Source organism: Amphritea atlantica (genome assembly GCF_024347255.1).
Taxonomy (GTDB): domain Bacteria; phylum Pseudomonadota; class Gammaproteobacteria; order Pseudomonadales; family Balneatricaceae; genus Amphritea; species Amphritea atlantica.
Window position 1 is genome coordinate 267,646 of the sequence record NZ_AP025284.1, and the last position, 20,708, is coordinate 288,353.

Below are 20,708 nucleotides of genomic sequence, written 5' to 3' on the forward strand. Positions count from 1 at the left end.
TCACTCCAGCGGCTTAACAAAGGCCTTGGAGTTTCGTTGATAGTTATACATCTCCTGCTTTTTGTTCGGCAGGCTGCTGATTGTAGCAGGTTCAAAACCCCGCTCAATAAACCAGTGGGCGGTGCGGGTGGTCAGGACAAACAGCCGGGTAAGGTGCTGTTCGCGGGCCGATTCCTCAATCGCCCGCAGCAGTTTCTCTCCCCGGTCACCGCCGCGATATTCCTGAGATATCGCCACACAGGCCAGTTCGCCGATCTGTTCCTCCGGGAAGGGGTAAAGCGCAGCACAGCCCACGATAGCACCATCCAGCGCAACCACCGTAAACTGATTGATCTCGGCTTCCAGCAGTTCTCTGGAACGACGTACCAGAATACCGGCTTCTTCCATCGGCCTGATAAGCTCCAGAATACCACCTACATCCTCAATCGTAGCGGCCCTTACCTGTTCGTAAGAGTGCTCAATCACCATGGTGCCGATACCATTACGGCTAAATAGTTCGGACAGCAGTGCCCCGTCTTCCCGGTAGCTGATCAGGTGGCTGCGGGCCACCCCATGCCGGGAGGCTGTTACGGCCGCTTGCAGATGGCGACAAAGCTCCGATGGCACCTGATCGGGCGAGCTGTGCTTTGCCATATACTGGTTGACCAGGCGTTCGGCGGTGTCGGCCAGTAACTCAGAGCGCAGTGCCTCGGTACTGTCCCGTACGCCGCCATCCTCACCAAAGAGAATCAGTTTGTCGGCATCCAGACTGATGGCGACCTGAGTGGCGACATCCTCAACGGAGAGATTAAACACTTCGCCGGTGGGGGAGTAACCCAGATGGGACAGCAGCACAATATTGTTGATATTCAGTTGTTGCCGTATCGCATCCTGATCGACCCGGCGCACCTCGCCGGTATGGCAAAGGTCCACCCCGTTGTAGACTCCAAAAGGTCTGGCGGTGACAAAATTGCCGCTACAGACCCGGATTTTGGCACCATGCATGGGCGAGTTGGCCAGCCCCATTGACAGTTTTGCCTCAATTTCGATTCGCAGGCTGGCGGCGGATTCGATAACGCAACGCAGCGTCTCTGTATCGGTGACCCGCAGGTGGTGGTGAACCCAGTCTTCAATATTCTGCTGTTCAAGTTTTGCTTCGATCTGCGGCCGTGAGCCGTGCACCAACACCAGTTTGACACCAAGACTGTTCAGCAGGGCGATATCGTGAATGATATTGGCAAAGTTGGGATCGGCAAGCGCCTCCCCTCCCAACATCAGGACGAAGGTCTTCCCCCGGTGGGCGTTGATATAGGGAGAACTGTGACGAAACCAGTTTACGTATGGGTTATCATTAATCACGATTAAAAACAGTACCTTGCAATCAGTTGTTCCAGTACCGCTACTGTAGGCTTAATCTGATCAAAAGCCAAATATTCATCGGGCTGGTGGGCCTGATCGATTGAACCCGGCCCCATGACGATGGTATCCATCCCTAATTCCTGTAAAAACGGGGCTTCAGTACCAAAGGCAACCGCTTCGGCCTGATAGCCGGTCAGTTTTTCCGCGGTACTCACCAGTTCAGAGTGCTTGTCGTTATGAAATGGGGGCAGTCCGGGAAACAGTGGTTCGGTGATGATCTCTACACCAAATTGTTGCTCCAGGGGGTGTAAGCGCTTGCTTACTGCTTCGCGCAGGTTCTCTGGAGACATCCCTGGCAGTGGCCGCAGGTCATACTCCAGCTCACAGGCGCCACAGATACGGTTAGGGTTGTCGCCACCATGGATGCAACCCAGATTGAGAGTTGGGACCGACACTGCAAAATCACTGTTGTGATAATCTCTCTGTAACTCCCGGCGAAAGCTGATCAGCTCGCCCAGCACGGAATGCATCGCATCCAGCGCGCTGGCACCCAGGTTGGGATCTGAAGAGTGGCCTGCACGCCCCTTGATGCGCACCTGCTCCATCATGATCCCTTTATGCATGTAGATGGGCCGCAGGCTGGTAGGTTCGCCAATGACCGCATAGCGGGCTTTTGGCCGGCCAGCTTCTGCCAGTGCCCGGGCTCCACTCATGGAGCTCTCTTCATCGGCCGTCGCCAGAATGATCAGCGGTTGTTGCAGTGGCTTATCGACGAACTGGCGGGCCGCTTCAATTGCGACAGCAAAGAAACCTTTCATATCGCAGCTGCCCAGGCCGTAGAAACGGCCATCTTTTTCGGTCAGCTTGAACGGATCACTGTTCCACCGTTCAGCATTAAATGGCACGGTGTCGGTGTGACCCGACAGCACCAGCCCGCCGGGACCACTGCCCAGGGTGGCGATCAGATTAGCTTTTCCCGGGTATCCCGGCACCGGCATCACCTCGGTGCTGAATCCGAGATCGGATAGCCAGGTGTCCAGTTTCTCAATCACACCCAGATTGCTCTGGTCCCAATGCGCAGCGGTGCAGCTGACAGAGGGGGTGGCGATCAGTTCTGTAAGCATTGTCAGCAGGTCAGGTGTGGAGGGTTGCATAGCTGTATCCGATTCTTATTGAGTTATCACCATATTGTGCAGCTTTCAGCAGAAATAAAAAAGGCGACCCTTACCGGGTCGCCTTTAATTTATTCGCTGCGGAAGCTCTTTTAACTGAAGAGCCTGTTCAACTAAAAATACCTTTGAGGGTAAAGAAGATCACAATCGACAGGAGTGCGCCCGCTGGCAGGGTGACCAGCCAGGAAACGAAGATGGTTCCAACCACCTGCAGGTTCAGGGCAGAGAGGCCCCTTGCCATACCCACACCCAGAACCGCACCCACCAGGGTGTGGGTGGTCGAGATAGGCAACCCGGTGCCTGAGGCAAATACCACCGTTGACGCTGCCGCCAGCGTTGCAGCAAAGCCCCGGCTGGGGGTCAGTTCGGTAATATTGTTGCCCACCGTCGCGATAACCTTATGGCCATACATCACCAGCCCCGCCACGATACCACTACCACCCAGAAGCAGAATCCAGACCGGCATCGCTGACTTCTGGGCCACTTCACCAGCGGAGTTCACGACCCCTACCACTGCTGCCAGCGGACCGACTGCATTGGCAACGTCATTCGAACCATGGGCAAAAGCCATCGCACAGGCGGTGAACATCATCAGGACACCAAATACCTTTTCAACACTGGCGAAGTGGTAGTCAACATTATCTTCAGCCCGGGCGTGTATTTTACGCAGCATCAGCATACCGATGATCATGGTAACAAAGGCGATGCCGATGGAGATCATGGCGCTGTTGCCAAACCCGGGATTCAGACCGATATGTTTCAGTCCCTTGGTAAAGGTCACCATGGAGATCATAAAGCCGACGACAAAAATGTAGGCGGGAACATATTTTTTGGCGTTTTTGAAGGGGTGTTCGGTATCGAGAATCAGTATCTGGACGGTGCGGTAGAGGAAGAAAGCGATAAAGCCGGCGGTCAGCGGCGAGACCACCCAACTGGCAACAATTTTACCCACCTTGCTCCAGTGCACCGCATCTACCGAGATGCCGACGGCGGCAAAACCGACGATTGCGCCGACGATTGAGTGGGTGGTGGAGACCGGCCAGCCCATCGCTGTGGCGATCAGCAGCCAGATCCCCGCCGCCAGCAGTGCTGATAACATGCCGTAAACCAGCAGTTCCGGTGATCCGGAGAGAATGGCCGGGTCGATAATCCCTTTGCGGATTGTTGCGGTAACCGCGCCCCCGGCAAGGTAGGCGCCGGCAAATTCAAAGATGATTGCGATCAGAATCGCCTGTTTCAGGGTTAAAGCCTTGGAACCCACTGAGGTTCCCATCGCATTTGCGACATCGTTTGCGCCCACACCCCAGGCCATAAAAAATCCAAACACACATGCCATGATGACCAGGATGGAGCCATAGTCCGCAATGATGCTCATGATAACTACCTAATTTTTAAGATTCAGAGAAAATTTATTCGCAAGCTTTACTTGGCTAACAACAATTGCAGGCGGCTGCCCACCTGTTGCGCCTTGTCAGCGAGGTCACCGATCCAACTGATAATCTGATAGAGGAACATCGCATCGATCGGATGCAGTTCTTTCTCCACATCAAACAGGGATGAACGCACTTCGCGCTCCATCTCGTCGGCATCGTGCTCCAGATCATCGAGGTCGTGGATCATCTGTTCAACAACATCGACTTCATGGCCACGGAAGCCCGCGGTGATCAGTTCATCGAGCTCATTCAGCGCCATCAGCGCCTGACCCGAGGTCTTCAGGGAGGACCGGACATACTCTGAGACAGCCGGTTGAATCTGTACTGGAATCAGCATTTTGCGACCCAGTATCAGACCGGCAATATCTTTCGCCCGGTTGGCAATCTTGTCCTGCATGCGCAGCAGTTCAAGGAGATCGGTGCGGGGAACCGGTAGAAACAGACTATTGGGGAGATTCATACGGATCTCCTTTTTCATGGTGTCTGCTTCACCTTCCAGCACGGCAATGCTGTGTTGAATTTCACTGGCCTTTTCCCAGTCTTCTGCCATCACCGCATCAAAAAAGGGGATCAACTGGATAGCGCAGGAGTGAGCCTTTGCAATATGTTCCTGCATTGGCTGAAAAGGGGATCGTGCAAACATCTGCATAATCGGGTTGTTAGTCACCATAGAATCACCGGTATTCGTGCAAATTTTGCGCGAGTATACGTTGGCAGCTCACGTATTTGTAGTCAAAATGAAACATAAGTGTAACCAAACTGACGCCAATGGTGTTGTTTTTGCTTAATATCTTGCCATTCTGGCTTTGTAACATGCTGATTTTTGGTTTTTATTCAGGGTGTTTTAATAATTGTTAAGCTTTTATTACAGTTGCTTTGTCGAGATAGCGGTCGTGCGAAAAAAAGCTTTTTGGTAAGCTGACAGGAAAGATCGGTCACCGACAGAGTACCCAGATATGCTCAGCCAGTTAATAAAAAAATTACCGCCTCTGATTCAGCCCTGTGCCGCACTGAATGTTGAGAAATGTTCCGGCTCACTGGAACCCCTTAGCGATTCTGAAACCGGTCTGCAGCAGGCGTTGATCCGGGTTCTGGCGGGCAGTGATTATGTCGCGGATCAGTTGAGCCGCCATCCCCGACTGCTGAATGATCTGTCAGACAGCGGTGACCTGTTTAGCGCTTATCCCGCTAATGCTTATCAGCAGCGGCTGGAACGCCGGCTGGCCGGGGTGGACAGTGAAGAGCAACTGCACAGCGTGCTGCGCCAGTTTCGTCAGCGTGAGATGGTCAGGATTATCTGGCGCGATCTGACCCGCACTACGGATATGCGCGGTACCACAGCAGACCTGTCTGCACTGGCGGATGCCTGTATCGATCAGGCGCTGACATGGCTTTACAATGATTGCTGCAGCAAATGGGGAACACCGCACTCGACCCCCTCGGAAGGCAGCCCTGCCCAGCCGCAAAAACTGGTGGTACTGGGGATGGGTAAGCTGGGTGCCTACGAACTGAACCTGTCCTCGGATATCGATCTGATCTTTGCCTACCCGGAAAAAGGGATGACTGAGGGAGGTCGGCGGGTGCTCGCTAATCAGGACTTTTTTAGCCGACTAGGGCAGAAACTGATCCAGGCGCTGGACAGTATCACTGCTGATGGTTTTGTCTTTCGTACCGATATGCGCTTGCGTCCCTATGGTGCCAGCGGCCCGCTGGTCTGCAGCTTTCCCGCGATGGAGGAGTATTACCAGAATCAGGGGCGGGACTGGGAGCGCTATGCGATGATCAAAGCCCGGGTGGTCGGTGGCGATCAGTGCGCGGGTGCAGAACTGCTGCAGATGCTGCGGCCCTTTGTTTATCGCAAATATATCGACTTCAGTGCGTTTGATTCGTTGCGCTCGATGAAGGAGATGATCAATAAAGAGGTGCGCCGCAAAGGGTTGCACGGCAATGTAAAACTGGGAGCTGGCGGCATCCGGGAAGTGGAGTTTGTTGCCCAGGCGTTTCAACTGATCCGCGGGGGGCGTGATCCCCGGCTGCAGCAGCGCGAGTTACTCAACATTCTGCCGTTGCTGCCAGAAACCGTTGGTATCCCTGAAACGGCGGCCAATGAACTGATCGAGGCTTATACCTTCCTGCGTAATACGGAACATGCGATTCAGGCTGTCGCCGACCGGCAAACCCAGGAGCTGCCCATTGATCAGGTGGGGCAGGCCCGCATTGCATACAGCATGGGGTTCGATCGCTGGGATAGTTTTCTGGTGGAGCTGGAGCGTCAGCGTGACCGGGTCACCCGGCATTTTGCCGATGTTATTGCCCCGACGGAGGCGGCTCCCCACAACGCAGCTCAGGCCAGTGACTGGCTACAGCTCTGGAATAGTGAGTTTGATGAGGAAGAAGGTGAGTCGTTTTTTGCCCGGCACGGGCTGGATGATCCGCAACAAGCCTGGAAAGCGTTCAATAACCTGAAGACCAGTCGCTCAGTACAGGTGATGCAGGCCGTAGGTTATCAGCGCTTACAGGCAGTGCTGCCAAAGCTGATGGATGAGGTGGTGGCTGTTGATAACTCCGCGGAAACCCTCGAATGGGTGTTGTTACTGATTCAGGCCGTTATCCGGCGCTCCTCTTATCTGGTGTTGCTGGCAGAAAACCCCGGTGCCATGCGCCAACTGGTTCGTTTGTGTTCTGCCAGTGCCTGGTTCAGTGAAACCCTGGCCCGGCAGCCGGTGCTGCTGGACGAACTGATCGATCAGCGAAGCCTCTATTCGCCCCCCTCTAAGGAAGCGTTGCAGTCGGACCTGCGTCAGCAGTTGCTGCGTATACCGCAAGAGGATGAAGAGCAGTTGATGGATACACTGCGCTATTTCAAGAGTGCCCATGTGCTGATCGTTGCCGCATCCGATATTACCGGTGTATTGCCTCTGATGAAGGTCAGTGACTATCTGACCTGGCTGGCGGAAGTGATTCTCGAGGAGGTGCTGGAGATCGCCTGGCGGCAACTGACAGAAAAGCATGGTGTACCGCTGAAAGCATCGGGTGTGCCCTGTGATCCTGACTTTATTATTGTCGGATACGGCAAACTGGGAGGAATCGAGCTTTCCTATGGTTCGGACCTGGACCTGGTGTTTGTCCACGATGCTGATGCCAGTTTATTCACGCCGGGCCATAAGCCGATCGCGAACTCCGTCTTTTTCACCCGCCTGGGGCAGAAAATTATTCACATCCTCAATACCTTTACTACCGGCGGTCATCTTTACGAAGTGGATATGCGCTTACGACCATCCGGTAACTCGGGTTTGCTGGTCAGTTCGCTCAAAGCGTTTTCTGAATATCAGCAAAAAGAGGCCTGGACATGGGAACATCAGGCGCTGGTGCGGGCCCGGGTTATCGCGGGTTCGGAGTCGCTCAGAGAGCGGTTTGAGCAGGTCAGGGCTGAGATTCTGTCGCAACCGCGGGAACAGGGCGAGCTGACGGGTGAGGTGGTGAAGATGCGGGAAAAAATGCGCGAGCATCTGGGCACCGCAGAAAAAGATGCGCAGGCGTTGTTTAACCTGAAGCAGGATCGGGGAGGTATTGTCGATATCGAGTTTATTGTGCAGTACAGTGCGCTGGCCTACTCACACCGATATCCGCAACTGATTGAATATACTGATAATATCAGGATTCTGGATGCTATGGAACAGGTGGGAGTGATCCCTGCGGATGATGCCGAGACGCTTCGGGAGGCGTATAAAAAATATCGCTCTGTGGGACACCGTCAGGTGCTGCAAAATCGCTCAGGGCCGGTGAGTCCGGATGAGCTGGAGGATTGTCGGGAGGCCGTCATCCGCATCTGGAATAGCCAGCTTAACTGCTAACTGAGGTTGGCGTCCGTTTTTTAAGGGCTTATACGCAAAAAAACTCCGGCTGACTGGCCGGAGTTTTATGATCGGTTTTCGTTTCCCCTCGGCGGAAGTTGCTTCGGGGTAACGCAGCGCCGGATTTTCAGTTATGCCGCGAAGTTCTGGTTAACGAAGTCCCAGTTGACCAGCGCCCAGAAACCTTTCAGGTAATCCGGACGTACGTTGCGGTAATCGATGTAATAGGCGTGTTCCCACAGGTCAACTGTCAGCAGTGCAGTCTGACCATTGGTCATCGGCGTGCCAGCGTTGCTGGTGTTAACGATCTCCAGGGAGCCGTCAGCGTTTTTCACCAGCCAGGTCCAGCTTGAACCGAAGTTGTTAACCGCTTTATCGTTCAGTTCTTCCTGGAATGCCGCAAAAGAGCCCCATTTAGCGTTGATCGCGTCTGCAACCGCACCGGTTGGTTCACCGCCGCCGTTTGGAGACAGGCAGTTCCAGTAGAAAGTGTGGTTCCAGATCTGAGCCGCGTTATTGAATACGCCGCCAGCAGGTGCTGACATGATGATCTCTTCCAGAGATTTTCCTTCGTATTCGGTGCCTGGTACCAGACCGTTCAGCTTCACAACATAGGTGTTGTGGTGTTTGCCGTGGTGGAAGTCCAGGGTTTCCGCGGAGATGTGAGGTTCCAGTGCGTCTTTGGCGAATGGCAGTGCTGGTAGTTCAAAGCTCATGATTAATTACCTTTTAGTGTCAGGTTCAGCATAGATTGTGAAACTGTTATATAAACCAGAATATTTATATAGGGTCTTTATTGTAATATTTCAAGCGTTGTTGACCCGTTGGAGGGGAATCATAACACCCTTATTTCACCTTTTCATCGCTTGTAAATCCTTGTGGAAACAAGGGAAATTAAGTGCCAGCCCCCCTTCTCAGACTAAAGTTAGCTGACAGATGTTTCGGAACTGTTAGAATCGATCTCCTTAAACGGATCACAAATAATAGAACAACACAGGCGATAACGGGTTATGGGTAAAGTGTTTCTCTGGATTGCAGCGGTGCTGCTGGTGGTATTTACCGTGAAAACTCAGTATCTGACATCAAAGACCTGGGAGCCTTTTAAGCAGGGCTGTATGGCAGGTGGGACTGCAACAGAGGAGCAGTGTAGTTGTCTGTCGAATTATGTGCATAAGCACTTCAGTGATAATGAGGTGGAGCAGATTATGAAGGGGATAATTACCGATCCGGCGATGCAGCAGAAAGTTGAGGGCATTGTCCGGGTTGGCTCCAGAGAGTGCAAGAATCCTTAAACCGCTCCTGCCAATCTCTGCGCTGGCTGTTTGAATAGCCGCCGGAAGGCCGTAACGGATATCCCGGCGGTTGTGGAAGGAATAATAGTCCTAGTCCGCCAGTCGCTGTCGTACCATATAGAGTGCGGCGATGGCGCGGCCTTCGGAGAAGTCATCGCGGCTGACCAGCTCATCCAGTCGGGCCAGCGGCCAGCGAATAACCTCCATCACCTCGGGCTCATCACCCGGCAGGCGGCAGGGGAATAATCCTTCAGCCAATACCACGGTAATTTTGTGCCCCATATAGTTGGGGGCCGAGGTCATCTGCTTGATCAGGTTTAACTTTTCGGCACCAAAACCCGCTTCCTCTTTGAGTTCGCGGTTAGCCGCTTGCAGGGCGTCTTCTCCGGGGTCGATCAGTCCTTTGGGCAGGGTTAGCAGATAATCTTCCAGTCCCACAGCGTACTCTTTTATCAGCAGCACATTCTGGTCGGCATCAATCGCCACAATCATCACTGCCCCGCGGCCACGGGTGGCCAATCGCTCGTAGGTTCGCTCGACGCCATTAGAAAAACGTAACTCGATCTCTTCCACCTGAAACAGTCGGCTCTTAGCGGTGGCAGTTACCTTCAAAATATCCGGTTTTACAGGCATACTGGATTGTTCCTCGTCAATCAGTGACAAATCTGACGTAATACTAACCCGCAACCCTGACTTTTTATATGGATTGGACGAATATTGATACCGTGCTTCTGGATATGGATGGCACTCTGCTTGATCTGCATTTTGATACCTATTTCTGGCTTGAGCATCTGCCGGTGCGCTATGCCCAGCTGCATAGAATGGATCAGAATGAGGCGCAACAGTGGTTACATGCGCGCATTATGCAGGAACAGGGCACGCTCAACTGGTACTGTCTTGATTACTGGTCGAAGGAGCTGAAGGTTGATATTAAAGCGCTGAAACGGGAGATCAGCGAACGGATTGCGTTTCGTCCCCATGTGCATGATTTTCTCATGCATCTTGACGCGCTGGGGATTCGTCGGGTAATTGTCACCAATGCACATCAGGACAGCCTGGCACTGAAGCTGGAACAGACCGGTCTGGATAAATTAGTTGATCGGATTATCTGCTCGCACGATTATCAGATTCCAAAGGAACAGCAGGCGTTCTGGCACCGCTTGCAGGAGGATGAACCCTTTGATCCGGCCCGCACCCTGCTGGTGGACGACAGCCTGCCGGTATTGGCCTCTGCCCGCGAATACGGCATCGCCTGGCTGTTGAGTATCCTCCAGCCGGATAGTCAACAGCCCGAACGTGAGATAACCGATTTTAATGCAATTGGCCATTTTAATGAGTTGATGAAGAGATAGATGAGTAAACACAGTCATAGTAAACAGAGCCCCGCTAAACAGGGCTTGGGTAAGCAGAGTGATACAGACTCACAGGTCCGGTTGGATAAATGGCTCTGGGCGGCCCGTTTCTTTAAAACCCGCAGCGCAGCGAAAGAGGCCGTCGAGGGGGGGAAGGTGCATTATCAGGGGCAGCGGGCTAAATGTAGCCGCACTGTCGAGATCGGTGCAAAACTGGTCATTCGCCAGGGGTTTGATGAAAAGACAATTATTGTGATGGCAATTTCCGGCCAGCGCCGCGGAGCGCCTGAAGCGCAGCTGCTGTATCAGGAGACCGAAGAGAGTATCAAAAGCCGCGAAGAGCACGCTGCAGTGCGTAAAATCATGCGCGGTAGTGGCGCACCGGATCACCGCCCCAATAAAAAAGAACGGCGCAAGATTATCCAGTTTAAGGATCGCTAGCATTAAGCTGCATATGCTAATATCGGTTTTTTGCCAGCGTGATTTTTACTGGTAATGGTAGCCATATTTAGATTAAAAAATGGGTTTCAGAGAACATAATGAGCAGTTCTGATCAGCTTCAGCGGGTTATTTTTGAAGAGGCGGATATCCGCAGTGTATTGGCGGGCCTCGAGCAGAGTTATCAACAGGCAATTGCAAAGCATAACTACCCTGCGCTGATTAATCGTCTGCTGGGCGAGATGATGGCAGCGGTGAGCCTGCTCAGCGCTACGCTAAAATTTGATGGACGGCTTCTCTTGCAGGCCCAGAGTAATAACCAGGTTAAGGTGCTGATGGCTGAATGCAATCATCAGCGAGATCTGCGTGCCATCGCCCGTTTTGATGGTGAACTGCCGCAGCAGGCTGAGTTTTGCGAACTGCTGCAGGGTGGTCAACTGGTCATCACGATAGAGCCGGATCAGGGCAAACGTTATCAGGGTGTGGTACCGCTGGAAGGCGCGCGACTGAGTGATTGTCTGGAAGCTTATTTCAGCCGTTCCGAACAGCTGCCGACACAGATCCATCTGGCGGCGGATGAACAGCGGGCGGCGGGCTTTCTGCTACAGGTGATGCCTGCCAAGGGTGACTCCATGGCCGATTGGCAGCATTTCAGCTGTCTCGGCGCCACGCTCTCCGATGACGAGCTGCTGCAACTGGATAATGACACCATTATTCGCCGCCTGTTTCATGAGGAAGATTGTCGTTTGTTTGATCCGGAATCTCTGCAGTTTAAGTGCGATTGCTCCCGCAAGCGTACCGGCGATGCGTTGCGTTATATGACCCGGGAGGAGCTGGAACAGATCGTTCGGGAGGAGGGCAGTATCGAAGTCAGCTGCCAGTTCTGTAACGAATTGTACCGTTTTGACCTGGCTGATATCGCGATGATGTTCTCGGACAGCGCCAATATTGAAGGGTCTGATCAGCTCCACTAATCCGACTATTTTTATAAGTTACTGTTTTAAAGTCTGTTTTTGTTCGGATCAGCGAGGTTTTTTTTTGCCGCCAAGAAATCTCCTGGCCGATGGTGTTTTGCTGGCTTTTTTGACATAATACGCCTCCTTATAATAACGGCCCCGTTGACTTTCCGGCAGGAAATTTCAGGAACAGGGGCTATCAGGCAGCTTTATCAGGTAAATTACTTTTTTTGGCTAGAAGCCAAGGGAATCAAGCAATGAGCAAAGAAACCGTGAACACTGTACACGAAAATTTGAGCCCGGCTCAGCTAGTTGAAAAAGCCATCCAGCGTGGCGAAGGCGTTCTCGCTGACACAGGTGCGCTGGTTGTCAAAACTGGCAAGCGTACAGGTCGTTCTCCGATGGATCGTTTTATCGTTGAAGAAGCCAGTACATCTGATGAGATTCATTGGGGTCCTATCAACCGTCCGTTTGATGCAGACAAGTTTGATGCATTGTGGGCTCGTGTTGAGGAATATCTGGCGGCTCGGGAGCATTTCGTATCCAATGTTCATGTGGGTTCCGACACTAATCATTACCTGCCGGTTTTGATGACCACTGAGACTGCATGGCAGAATCTGTTTGGCCAGAATCTGTTTATCCGTCCAGCAGAATTTAATCCGAAGTCTAAAGAAGAGTGGCAGGTTATTAATGCAGCCAGCTTCGAATGTGACCCTGAGCGTGATGGCACCAACAGCGACGGCTGTGTGATTATCAACTTTGCCAAGCGTAAAGTGTTACTGGCCGGTATGCGTTATGCGGGCGAGATGAAGAAAGCGATGTTCTCTGTACAGAACTTCCTGCTGCCTGAAAAAGATGTGCTGCCGATGCACTGTTCTGCAAACGTCGGCGAAGATGGCGATACCACTCTGTTCTTTGGTCTGTCCGGTACCGGTAAGACCACCCTGTCTGCTGACCCTGAGCGTTACCTGATCGGTGATGACGAGCATGGCTGGGGTAAAGGTGTTGTCTTCAATCTGGAAGGTGGTTGCTACGCAAAAACTATCGACCTGAGCCAGAAAAATGAACCGATTATCTGGGATGCTATCCGTTTTGGCGCGATCGTCGAGAACGTAACCCTGAATGAAAAGCGTACCGCAGATTACAGCGATACTTCACTGACTGAGAATGGTCGTTGTGCCTACCCTCTGGAGCACGTTGAAAAACGTACAGAGGAGAATAAGGGCGGTGAGCCGAAGGCGATTGTCTTCCTGACCTGTGACCTGACCGGTGTTCTGCCACCTGTGTCTATCCTGTCTAAAGAAGCAGCGGCTTACCACTTCCTGTCTGGTTATACCGCACTGGTCGGCTCAACTGAGATGGGGTCAGGCGGCGGCATCAAGTCGACCTTTTCTACCTGTTTCGGTGCGCCATTCTTCCCGCGTCCAGCCAGCGAATATGCTGACCTGCTGATCAAGCGTATCGAAGAGTTTGGCAGTCAGGTTTATCTGGTAAATACCGGCTGGACAGGCGGCTCTTTCGGCACCGGATCACGTTTCAATATCCCGACCACCCGCGGTATTATTGCTGCGATTCAGAGTGGCGCGCTGGTCGATGTTCAGACCCAGCATCTGGACGGTATCAACCTGACAGTACCTACCTCTGTACCGGGTGTTGATTCTTCACTGCTGAATCCACGTGATACCTGGGCTGACAAGGGTGCATACGATGCTACGGCAAAAGACCTGATCGGTCAGTTCACCAGCAACTTCACCAAGTTTGAAGGTGTGGCTGAAGCAATCATCGCCGCAGGCCCACAAGCCTGAACGCAGATTGAATGAAAAAAGGCTCCTTCGGGAGCCTTTTTTGTTGTAGAGCAGTTGCTAGTGGTTAGACGCGGCTGCGCCGCTCGCTAGTCGCGAGAAAAAACGATCTTAATAGCTTGCACAGCGTAGATTGGTTTTGCTCTTCGTAAGCGATGGTTTCAAAAACGTAAGTGCAGAAAACAAAAGCCCCGAACCACTCCGTATCCGCTCTTCCTGGCTAGTGGTTAGACGCGGCTGCGCCGCTCGCTAGTCGCGAGAAAAAACGATCTTAATAGCTTGCACAGCGTAGATTGGTTTTGCTCTTCGTAAGCGATTGTTTCAAAAACGTAAGTGCAGAAAGCAAAAGCCCCGAACCACTCCGTATCCGCTCTTCCTAGCTAGTGGTTAGACGCGGCTGCGCCGCTCGCTAGTCGCGAGAAAAAACGTTCTTAATGCTTGCACCGCGTAGATTGGTTTTGCTCTTCGTAAGCGATTGTTTCAAAAACGTAAGTGCAGAAAGCAAAAGCCCCGAACCACTCCGTATCCGCTCTTCCTAGCTAGTGGTTAGACGCGGCTGCGCCGCTTGCTAGTCGCTAGAAAAAACGTTCTTAATAGCTTGCGCAGCGTAGTTTGGTTTTGCTCTTTGTAAGTGATTTTTGCAAAGGCGCAAATTCAAAAAAACAAAAGCCCTGAACCACTCCGTATCCGCTCTTCCTAGCCACTAGCAGGCGCGTAGCGCCGTTCTAGCAAGCGGCGAAGCCGCGTCTAGTTACTTAAACGCCAGTGTGTACCCCGCATTCGCCAGATATCCCGCTTCCTGCTCCAGGTCCGCCTGAGTGAGGGGCTGATGGCTGAGCCAGTTGTCCGGGAAGGCCAGGGTCAGTTCGTTGTCCTCTGCGGTGAGGTGGAAGGCGGGCAGGCGTTCACGGCTGCGGCTGCGGTTGAGTACAAACGCCAGTCTGAGCAGTATGGTCAGGCGGCTATAGTGCTTCGCCTCGCGAGGCAGTAGCTGATCAAAGGTGGCCGTCGGGAACTTGCGCCGGTGCCCCTGTATCACGGCAGCCAGCTGAATCTGCTGTCGCTTGGTAAATCCCGGCAGGTCTGAGTTCAGTACCAGGTAGGCGCTGTGTTTATGGTATTGGCTATGGGCGATGGTCAGTCCGGTTTCACAGCAGCGTGCTGCCCAGCTGAGCATATTGTGATATTCAGTGGTATCCAGCTTCCAGCTCTCCCGCACCTGGGTCAGGGCGATCAGGGCGGTCTGTTCAATCCGCATCGCCTGTTCCTGGTCTACCCGGTAACGCTGCATCATCGCATTGATACTGCGTTCACGAACATCCTCGTGGCGCAGGCGGCCGGCCATATCGTACAGCAGTCCCTCCCGCAGTGCGCCTTCGGAAAAGCGGATCTCTTTGATGCCCAACGATTCAAAGGCTGCGGAAAGGATAGCGATACCGGCGGGGAAGACTGAGCGGCGATCCTCTTTTAAGCCCTCAATATCGATCTCATCGACATGGTTGTAACTGAGTATTTTCTCTTTCAGTTGTTGCAGTGCCGATGCGCTGACTTTATCGGTTGCATACCCTAGTGTGATGCAGGCGTTGCGCACCGCCTTAATGGTGCCGGATGCGCCGACACAATCATCCCAGCCCAGTTGCCGATAGGTGCGCTTGATGGTCAGCAGCTCCCGCAAGGCGCCAAATACAGCCAGCTGGAAGTTCTTTTCGGTGATTATTCCATTGGGAAAGTAACGGTTACTGAAGCTGACGCAGCCCATCTCAAGGCTTTCAAGTTCAAGCGGTTCAAAGCGTTCACCAATAATAAACTCGGTGCTGCCGCCGCCGATATCGATTACCAGCCGGCGGCCGTTATCACCCGCCAGGGTATGGGATACCCCCAGATAGATCAGCCGCGCTTCTTCAATACCGGCGATGACTTCGATAGAGCAGCCCATAATCTTTTCGGCTTCGAGAATAAAGTCGTCACTGTTGCTTGCTTCTCTCAGGGCATTGGTGCCGACGATTCTGATCTGCTGATCGGGTATATCCCTGACCCGCTGAGCAAAGCGCTCCATACACTCCAGCCCCCGCTGAATTGCTTCCGTCGTTAGCATACGGTTTTCATCGAGTCCGGCAGCGAGCTGAACTTTTTCTGATAACAGATCGATAGGCTGTAATTCGCCCTGAACGAGTTTGGCGACTACGATATGAAAGCTGTTTGAGCCCAGGTCGATGGCAGCCAGCAGCGAATGCTCGCCAGGGCTGGTGGTAGTTTCCTGATTCATGTGCGTATGCTTCAAAATAGAGAATAGGGCTATCTTAACAGATATATGTTACTGATTAGAGAGAATACACTGGATATTGATGTCTGTGGCGTTCCCTGCTTATTCACAACCGTTTAATGACAATGGTATGATCGGTAACTATTAATATTTAGTGAATCTCACTGCAGAGGCTTTTTATGAGTGAAAATATTGTTAACGTGACCGATGCTTCCTTTGAAGATGATGTTTTAAAAGCTGACGGTCCGGTACTGGTTGATTACTGGGCCGAGTGGTGTGGTCCATGCAAAATGATTGCACCCGTACTGGAAGAGATCGCCAAAGATTACGCTGGCAAGCTGAAAGTTTGTAAGCTGAATATCGACGAGAATAACGAAACGCCGCCAAAATTTGGTATTCGTGGTATTCCGACACTGATGCTGTTTAAAGATGGCAACGTTGAAGCGACTAAAGTGGGTGCGCTGTCCAAGTCGCAGCTGGCAACCTTCATTGAAGAGAGCATTTAGACGCTGAATGTGGGCCTCTGGCCTGTAAAAAACGCAGGGAGTGACCGGGATCATGGTTTGCTCCCTGATTTACTGGACTCTTTTTAACCAACGCATTATAGTGTGATCTCCAAACACCGGATTCTCTTCCAGAACTCTATTGCTTCCAGAACTCTGGATTATTACTCTGGTTTAGAACTCTGATTTCACTTTATCAATTCAATCTGACCTGAATAGTTATGCTATTCCGCTCAAGGCACATTCCTGTCTTCCAACACTACACAAAAACCTATGAATCTAACCGAACTTAAAAAGAAAAGCGTTCCTGAACTGCTAGATATAGCAAAAGAGATGGGACTGGATAATCTGGGCCGTTCCCGTAAACAAGATGTTATTTTTGCAATTCTTAAGCGTCATGCTAAGGGTGGTGAAGATATCTATGGCGACGGCGTGTTGGAAATTTTGCAGGATGGCTTCGGCTTTCTGCGATCGGCGGAAGGATCATACCTTGCAGGCCCTGATGATATCTATGTATCACCGAGCCAGATCCGGCGCTTTAATCTGCGCACCGGCGATACGATCTCCGGCAAAATTCGTCCGCCCAAAGACAGCGAGCGTTATTTTGCGCTGCTGAAAGTTGATCAGATCAACTTTGATAAGCCGGAAAATGCCAAGAACAAAATTCTGTTTGAAAACCTGACGCCGCTGTTTGCGCAGGAACGGTTGAAGATGGAGCTGGGTAACGGCAGTACAGAAGATCTGACTGCCCGGGTAATCGACCTGGTTTGCCCGATGGGTAAAGGCCAGCGGGCCTTGCTGGTATCGCCGCCGAAGGCGGGTAAGACCCTGATGCTGCAGAATATTGCCAACTCCATTAAACGCAACAACCCTGAAGTGCACCTGATTGTACTGCTGATCGATGAGCGTCCTGAGGAAGTGACCGAGATGCAGCGCACCGTGCGCGGTGAAGTGGTTGCCTCGACATTCGATGAGCCGCCGTCACGTCACGTGCAGGTTGCCGAGATGGTGCTGGAGAAGGCCAAGCGTCTGACCGAGCACAAACAGGATGTGGTTATCCTGCTCGACTCTATCACCCGTCTGGCCCGTGCCTACAACACTGTGATCCCATCATCCGGTAAAGTACTGACCGGTGGTGTGGATGCCCACGCACTGGAACGTCCTAAGCGTTTCTTTGGTGCGGCGCGTAATATCGAAGAGGGCGGCAGCCTGACCATCATCGCGACCGCGCTGGTTGATACCGGTTCGAAGATGGATGAGGTTATCTTTGAAGAGTTTAAAGGTACCGGTAACTCTGAGGTGCATCTGGACCGTAAAGTGGCTGAGAAGCGGGTTTACCCTGCCTTCAACATCCGCCGTTCAGGCACCCGTCGGGAAGACCTGCTGACCACCGAGGAAGAGCTGCAGCGGATGTGGATTCTGCGCAAGCTGCTGGACCCGATGGAAGACTCTGCGGCGATCGAGTTTGTGCTGGATAAGCTGAAAGACTTCAAGACCAACGACGAATTCTTCCTCTCGATGCGTCGTTCCTGATTCATATCTCTGTTCTGAAAGGGTAAGCTTAGCGCTTGCCCTTTTTTATTGCTGAATACTATGTCAAACCTGAAATACAAAGACCTGCGAGACTTTATCCACAGCCTTGAAAAACAAGGAGAACTGGTGCGAATCAGTGTCGAAGTCGATCCCAATCTGGAGATGACCGAGATCTGTGACCGCACCCTTCGGGCGGGTGGTCCGGCACTGCTGTTTGAAAACCCCAGGGGCTATGATTATCCGGTACTGGCAAACCTGTTTGGTACTCCACGGCGGGTTGCTCTGGGGATGGGGCAGGAGGATGTCGCCAGTCTGCGTGAAGTGGGCAAACTGTTGGCGATGCTGAAAGAACCTGAGCCACCCAAAGGGATGAAAGACGCCTGGGAGAAGCTGCCGATCTTTAAGCAGGTGCTGAATATGGGGCCGAAAAAGGTTCGCAACGCCGCCTGCCAGACCTATGTGATCGAGGGCGATGATGTTGACCTGGGTAAAATACCGGTACAGCGCTGCTGGCCCGGTGATGCCGGGCCGCTGGTGACCTGGCCGCTGGTGATCACCCGCGGGCCGAATAAGTCGCGTCAGAATCTGGGCATCTACCGGCAACAGGTGATCGGCAAAAACAAACTGATTATGCGCTGGCTGGCACACCGCGGTGGAGCGCTGGACTTCCGTGAGTGGAAAGAGCTGCATCCGGGTGAAAAGTTCCCCGTTGCGGTGGCGCTGGGGGCCGATCCTGCCACTATTCTGGGGGCTGTCACACCGGTGCCCGATACGCTGTCGGAATATGCCTTTGCTGGCTTATTACGCGGTGGTAAAACCGAAGTGACTCAGTGCATAGGCAGTGACCTGCAGGTGCCCGCGAGTGCCGAGTTTATTCTTGAAGGTTATATCGATCCCGAAGAGATGGCCGATGAAGGTCCGTTTGGCGACCATACCGGTTATTACAACGAGGTCGATAGTTTTCCGGTGTTTACCGTTGAACGTATTACCCACCGGCCCGATCCTATTTATCACAGCACCTATACCGGCCGTCCACCGGATGAGCCCGCGGTGCTGGGGGTCGCGCTGAACGAAGTGTTTGTGCCGATTCTGCAGAAACAGTTTCCGGAAATTACCGATTTCTACCTGCCACCGGAAGGCTGCTCCTACCGTATGGCGGTGGTCACCATGAAGAAGCAGTATCCCGGTCATGCCAAGCGGGTGATGCTGGGGGTCTGGTCCTTCCTGCGGCAGTTTATGTACACCAAGTTTGTCATTGTCTGTGATGATGATATCAACGCCCGGGACTGGAACGATGTGATCTGGGCGATCACCACCCGGATGGATCCGATCCGGGATACCACGCTGATCGACAATACCCCGATCGACTATCTGGACTTCGCCTCACCGGTCTCTGGGCTGGGGTCAAAGATGGGTATGGATGCCACTAATAAGTGGCCCGGTGAAACCACCCGGGAGTGGGGTGAACCAATTGTGATGTCGCCCGAGGTAAAACAACGGGTCGATGATATCTGGGATCAGTTAGGCATCAAGAGTGACTAAGTCTTACCAGATAACCGTTAATGATCAATATGTTGTTGAGGCTGAAGCCGGAGTGTCGATCTTTGACAGTCTGCGAAACGCAGGTTACAGCATGCGTTTCAGCTGTCGCAACGGCGTGTGTGAAATTTGTAAAGCAACCCTGATAGTGGGTAGTATCCGGCAGCGTTATCCTGAGCTGGAACTACAATTAAGTGAGGGTGATAAACCCGCACAGATATTTGCCTGTACCGCTGTACCGCGCAGCGATATCAGGGTGAACATTGATGGGCTGCTACGCCCTGGAGAGTTACGCGTGAAAAAACTGGTTTGTGATATCGCCGCCGTTGAACCGTTAAGCCATGATGTCTACCGGGTGCGACTGCATCTGCCGGTCACCGGTCGGCATGCGGTTGAGTTCCATGCGGGTCAGTATCTGGAAATAATTTTACCGGATCAGCGCCGCGCTGCCTTCTCAATCGGCAGTGCGCCGGACTTCAGCAGCGATATCGAACTGCATATCCGGCGGATGCCGGAGGGTGAGCTGTCGGTTGCCATTATGGAGCACCTGCAAAATAACCCCAGTGTCGAGATTGAATTGCCCAAGGGCGAGTGCTATCTGGAAGCGGCATCGCTAAAACCCGATACCACGATCATCCTGGCAGCAGCCAGCACCGGCTTTGCCCAGATCAAAGCGATTGCTGAACACCTGCTGGCCAATCAGGTAAAAAATCCGATCCATATCTACTGGGGTGCCCGGGTCGAAGCGGATTTCTATCTGGAAAAACTACCGCTGCAATGGGCCCACGAACACACCAATGTACATGTCCATCTGGTGGTCAGTGAACCCGGAAACAGCCCCGGCTGGGGTGGTCGTACCGCCCTGTTACCGGCTGCGGTGGTGGCTGACTTCGACAACTTCGATAATGCAGAGATCTTCACCAGCGGCTCACCGGCGATGGTCTATGCGCTGGTTGACGCTTGCGAGGCTAAGGGGCTTCAGGAAGATCAGATCCATTCTGACGTCTTTGCTTATGCGCCGAGGAAATAGAGCATAAAGCAGAGCGCAACGAAGAGCGCGTTGCTTGCCAGATCGTCGCATCGCGTTCAAAGCCGTTGCTAGACGTCGCTTCGCGACTGGCTAGACGGGCTTCGCCCTCGCTAGAAAAGGCATAAAGAAAAGAGAGCGGATACGCTCTTTTTTTTAGGGACACGCTAGCGATTGTGTTGCGGGGATACGTTGTTAAGTCAATT

At 52.7% G+C, this 20,708-nt stretch carries 17 protein-coding genes; 10 read left to right on the forward strand and 7 right to left on the reverse strand.

All coding sequences use genetic code 11. From position 1 onward, the window contains the following. The 4 genes from argA to OCU43_RS01320 all read right to left on the reverse strand — a co-directional run bounded on the left by argA (position 1) and on the right by OCU43_RS01320 (position 4,613). Positions 1 to 1,338 carry an amino-acid N-acetyltransferase gene (gene argA, locus OCU43_RS01305; protein ID WP_091354797.1) on the reverse strand — a complete coding sequence of 446 codons (1,338 nt, stop codon included), beginning with the start codon at positions 1,336 to 1,338 and terminating at the stop codon, positions 1 to 3. 2 nt (positions 1,339 to 1,340) lie between these two features. Next, positions 1,341 to 2,492 (reverse strand): acetylornithine deacetylase, encoded by a 1,152-nt coding sequence (gene argE / locus OCU43_RS01310; RefSeq protein WP_091354799.1) that lies wholly within the window; start codon positions 2,490 to 2,492, stop codon positions 1,341 to 1,343. Positions 2,493 to 2,619: 127 nt separating this feature from the next. Beyond that, the gene (locus tag OCU43_RS01315) at positions 2,620 to 3,885 is read right to left on the reverse strand and encodes an inorganic phosphate transporter (protein WP_091354802.1); all 1,266 of its coding nucleotides are present in this window, start codon (positions 3,883 to 3,885) and stop codon (positions 2,620 to 2,622) included. Positions 3,886 to 3,932: 47 nt separating this feature from the next. Beyond that, positions 3,933 to 4,613 carry a TIGR00153 family protein gene (locus OCU43_RS01320; RefSeq protein ID WP_091354804.1) on the reverse strand — a complete coding sequence of 227 codons (681 nt, stop codon included), beginning with the start codon at positions 4,611 to 4,613 and terminating at the stop codon, positions 3,933 to 3,935. 286 nt (positions 4,614 to 4,899) lie between these two features. Between OCU43_RS01320 and glnE the strand changes: the two genes are divergently transcribed. Next, complete coding sequence (gene glnE, locus OCU43_RS01325; RefSeq protein ID WP_091354806.1) at positions 4,900 to 7,797, forward strand: bifunctional [glutamate--ammonia ligase]-adenylyl-L-tyrosine phosphorylase/[glutamate--ammonia-ligase] adenylyltransferase; 2,898 nt, start codon at positions 4,900 to 4,902, stop codon at positions 7,795 to 7,797. A gap of 131 nt (positions 7,798 to 7,928) precedes the next feature. Here the strand turns inward: glnE and OCU43_RS01330 are convergent, their stop codons facing one another. Continuing rightward, a complete protein-coding gene (locus tag OCU43_RS01330; protein WP_091354809.1) occupies positions 7,929 to 8,513 on the reverse strand; it encodes a Fe-Mn family superoxide dismutase in 585 nt (194 codons plus the stop codon). Positions 8,514 to 8,807: 294 nt separating this feature from the next. Between OCU43_RS01330 and OCU43_RS01335 the strand changes: the two genes are divergently transcribed. Beyond that, entirely contained in the window at positions 8,808 to 9,089 is a 282-nt protein-coding gene (locus OCU43_RS01335) for a hypothetical protein (protein ID WP_091354811.1), read from the forward strand. A 90-nt stretch (positions 9,090 to 9,179) separates the two neighbouring features. Here the strand turns inward: OCU43_RS01335 and nudE are convergent, their stop codons facing one another. Further along, a complete protein-coding gene (gene nudE, locus OCU43_RS01340; protein ID WP_091354814.1) occupies positions 9,180 to 9,722 on the reverse strand; it encodes an ADP compounds hydrolase NudE in 543 nt (180 codons plus the stop codon). Between the two features lie 68 nt (positions 9,723 to 9,790). Here nudE and yrfG point away from each other — a divergent pair, with 68 nt between their 5' ends. From yrfG to OCU43_RS01360, 4 genes are all read left to right on the forward strand, one after another. After that, complete coding sequence (yrfG, locus tag OCU43_RS01345; protein ID WP_091354817.1) at positions 9,791 to 10,441, forward strand: GMP/IMP nucleotidase; 651 nt, start codon at positions 9,791 to 9,793, stop codon at positions 10,439 to 10,441. Next, a complete protein-coding gene (hslR, locus tag OCU43_RS01350; protein ID WP_091354820.1) occupies positions 10,442 to 10,882 on the forward strand; it encodes a ribosome-associated heat shock protein Hsp15 in 441 nt (146 codons plus the stop codon). Between the two features lie 98 nt (positions 10,883 to 10,980). Continuing rightward, complete coding sequence (gene hslO, locus OCU43_RS01355; protein WP_091354821.1) at positions 10,981 to 11,853, forward strand: Hsp33 family molecular chaperone HslO; 873 nt, start codon at positions 10,981 to 10,983, stop codon at positions 11,851 to 11,853. A gap of 239 nt (positions 11,854 to 12,092) precedes the next feature. Further along, entirely contained in the window at positions 12,093 to 13,640 is a 1,548-nt protein-coding gene (locus tag OCU43_RS01360; RefSeq protein ID WP_091354824.1) for a phosphoenolpyruvate carboxykinase, read from the forward strand. Positions 13,641 to 14,388: 748 nt separating this feature from the next. Here OCU43_RS01360 and ppx read toward each other — a convergent pair. Further along, complete coding sequence (gene ppx, locus OCU43_RS01365) at positions 14,389 to 15,903, reverse strand: exopolyphosphatase (protein WP_091354825.1); 1,515 nt, start codon at positions 15,901 to 15,903, stop codon at positions 14,389 to 14,391. Between the two features lie 176 nt (positions 15,904 to 16,079). Here ppx and trxA point away from each other — a divergent pair, with 176 nt between their 5' ends. The 4 genes from trxA to OCU43_RS01385 all read left to right on the forward strand — a co-directional run bounded on the left by trxA (position 16,080) and on the right by OCU43_RS01385 (position 20,505). Further along, positions 16,080 to 16,406 carry a thioredoxin TrxA gene (gene trxA / locus OCU43_RS01370; protein WP_091354828.1) on the forward strand — a complete coding sequence of 109 codons (327 nt, stop codon included), beginning with the start codon at positions 16,080 to 16,082 and terminating at the stop codon, positions 16,404 to 16,406. Between the two features lie 270 nt (positions 16,407 to 16,676). Continuing rightward, complete coding sequence (gene rho / locus OCU43_RS01375) at positions 16,677 to 17,936, forward strand: transcription termination factor Rho (protein WP_091354829.1); 1,260 nt, start codon at positions 16,677 to 16,679, stop codon at positions 17,934 to 17,936. Positions 17,937 to 17,996: 60 nt separating this feature from the next. Beyond that, positions 17,997 to 19,478, forward strand: coding sequence for a 4-hydroxy-3-polyprenylbenzoate decarboxylase (gene ubiD, locus OCU43_RS01380; protein WP_091354832.1), 1,482 nt, complete (start codon positions 17,997 to 17,999; stop codon positions 19,476 to 19,478). Further along, complete coding sequence (locus tag OCU43_RS01385; protein WP_091354833.1) at positions 19,471 to 20,505, forward strand: FAD-binding oxidoreductase; 1,035 nt, start codon at positions 19,471 to 19,473, stop codon at positions 20,503 to 20,505. Before ubiD ends, OCU43_RS01385 begins: the two co-directional genes overlap by 8 nt. The last annotated feature ends 203 nt before the right edge of the window (positions 20,506 to 20,708 follow it).

What these genes read in the sequence shown, in the direction of transcription:
- nudE (WP_091354814.1), bottom strand. Translation starts at nt 9,722, where the DNA reads ATGCCTGTAAAACCGGATATTTTGAAGGTAACTGCCACCGCTAAGAGC.
- yrfG (WP_091354817.1), top strand. Translation starts at nt 9,791, where the DNA reads ATGGATTGGACGAATATTGATACCGTGCTTCTGGATATGGATGGCACT.
- glnE (WP_091354806.1), top strand. Translation starts at nt 4,900, where the DNA reads ATGCTCAGCCAGTTAATAAAAAAATTACCGCCTCTGATTCAGCCCTGT.
- OCU43_RS01320 (WP_091354804.1), bottom strand. Translation starts at nt 4,613, where the DNA reads ATGGTGACTAACAACCCGATTATGCAGATGTTTGCACGATCCCCTTTT.
- OCU43_RS01360 (WP_091354824.1), top strand. Translation starts at nt 12,093, where the DNA reads ATGAGCAAAGAAACCGTGAACACTGTACACGAAAATTTGAGCCCGGCT.
- OCU43_RS01330 (WP_091354809.1), bottom strand. Translation starts at nt 8,513, where the DNA reads ATGAGCTTTGAACTACCAGCACTGCCATTCGCCAAAGACGCACTGGAA.
- ppx (WP_091354825.1), bottom strand. Translation starts at nt 15,903, where the DNA reads ATGAATCAGGAAACTACCACCAGCCCTGGCGAGCATTCGCTGCTGGCT.
- hslR (WP_091354820.1), top strand. Translation starts at nt 10,442, where the DNA reads ATGAGTAAACACAGTCATAGTAAACAGAGCCCCGCTAAACAGGGCTTG.
- ubiD (WP_091354832.1), top strand. Translation starts at nt 17,997, where the DNA reads ATGTCAAACCTGAAATACAAAGACCTGCGAGACTTTATCCACAGCCTT.
- trxA (WP_091354828.1), top strand. Translation starts at nt 16,080, where the DNA reads ATGAGTGAAAATATTGTTAACGTGACCGATGCTTCCTTTGAAGATGAT.
- hslO (WP_091354821.1), top strand. Translation starts at nt 10,981, where the DNA reads ATGAGCAGTTCTGATCAGCTTCAGCGGGTTATTTTTGAAGAGGCGGAT.
- OCU43_RS01335 (WP_091354811.1), top strand. Translation starts at nt 8,808, where the DNA reads ATGGGTAAAGTGTTTCTCTGGATTGCAGCGGTGCTGCTGGTGGTATTT.
- argE (WP_091354799.1), bottom strand. Translation starts at nt 2,492, where the DNA reads ATGCAACCCTCCACACCTGACCTGCTGACAATGCTTACAGAACTGATC.
- OCU43_RS01315 (WP_091354802.1), bottom strand. Translation starts at nt 3,885, where the DNA reads ATGAGCATCATTGCGGACTATGGCTCCATCCTGGTCATCATGGCATGT.
- rho (WP_091354829.1), top strand. Translation starts at nt 16,677, where the DNA reads ATGAATCTAACCGAACTTAAAAAGAAAAGCGTTCCTGAACTGCTAGAT.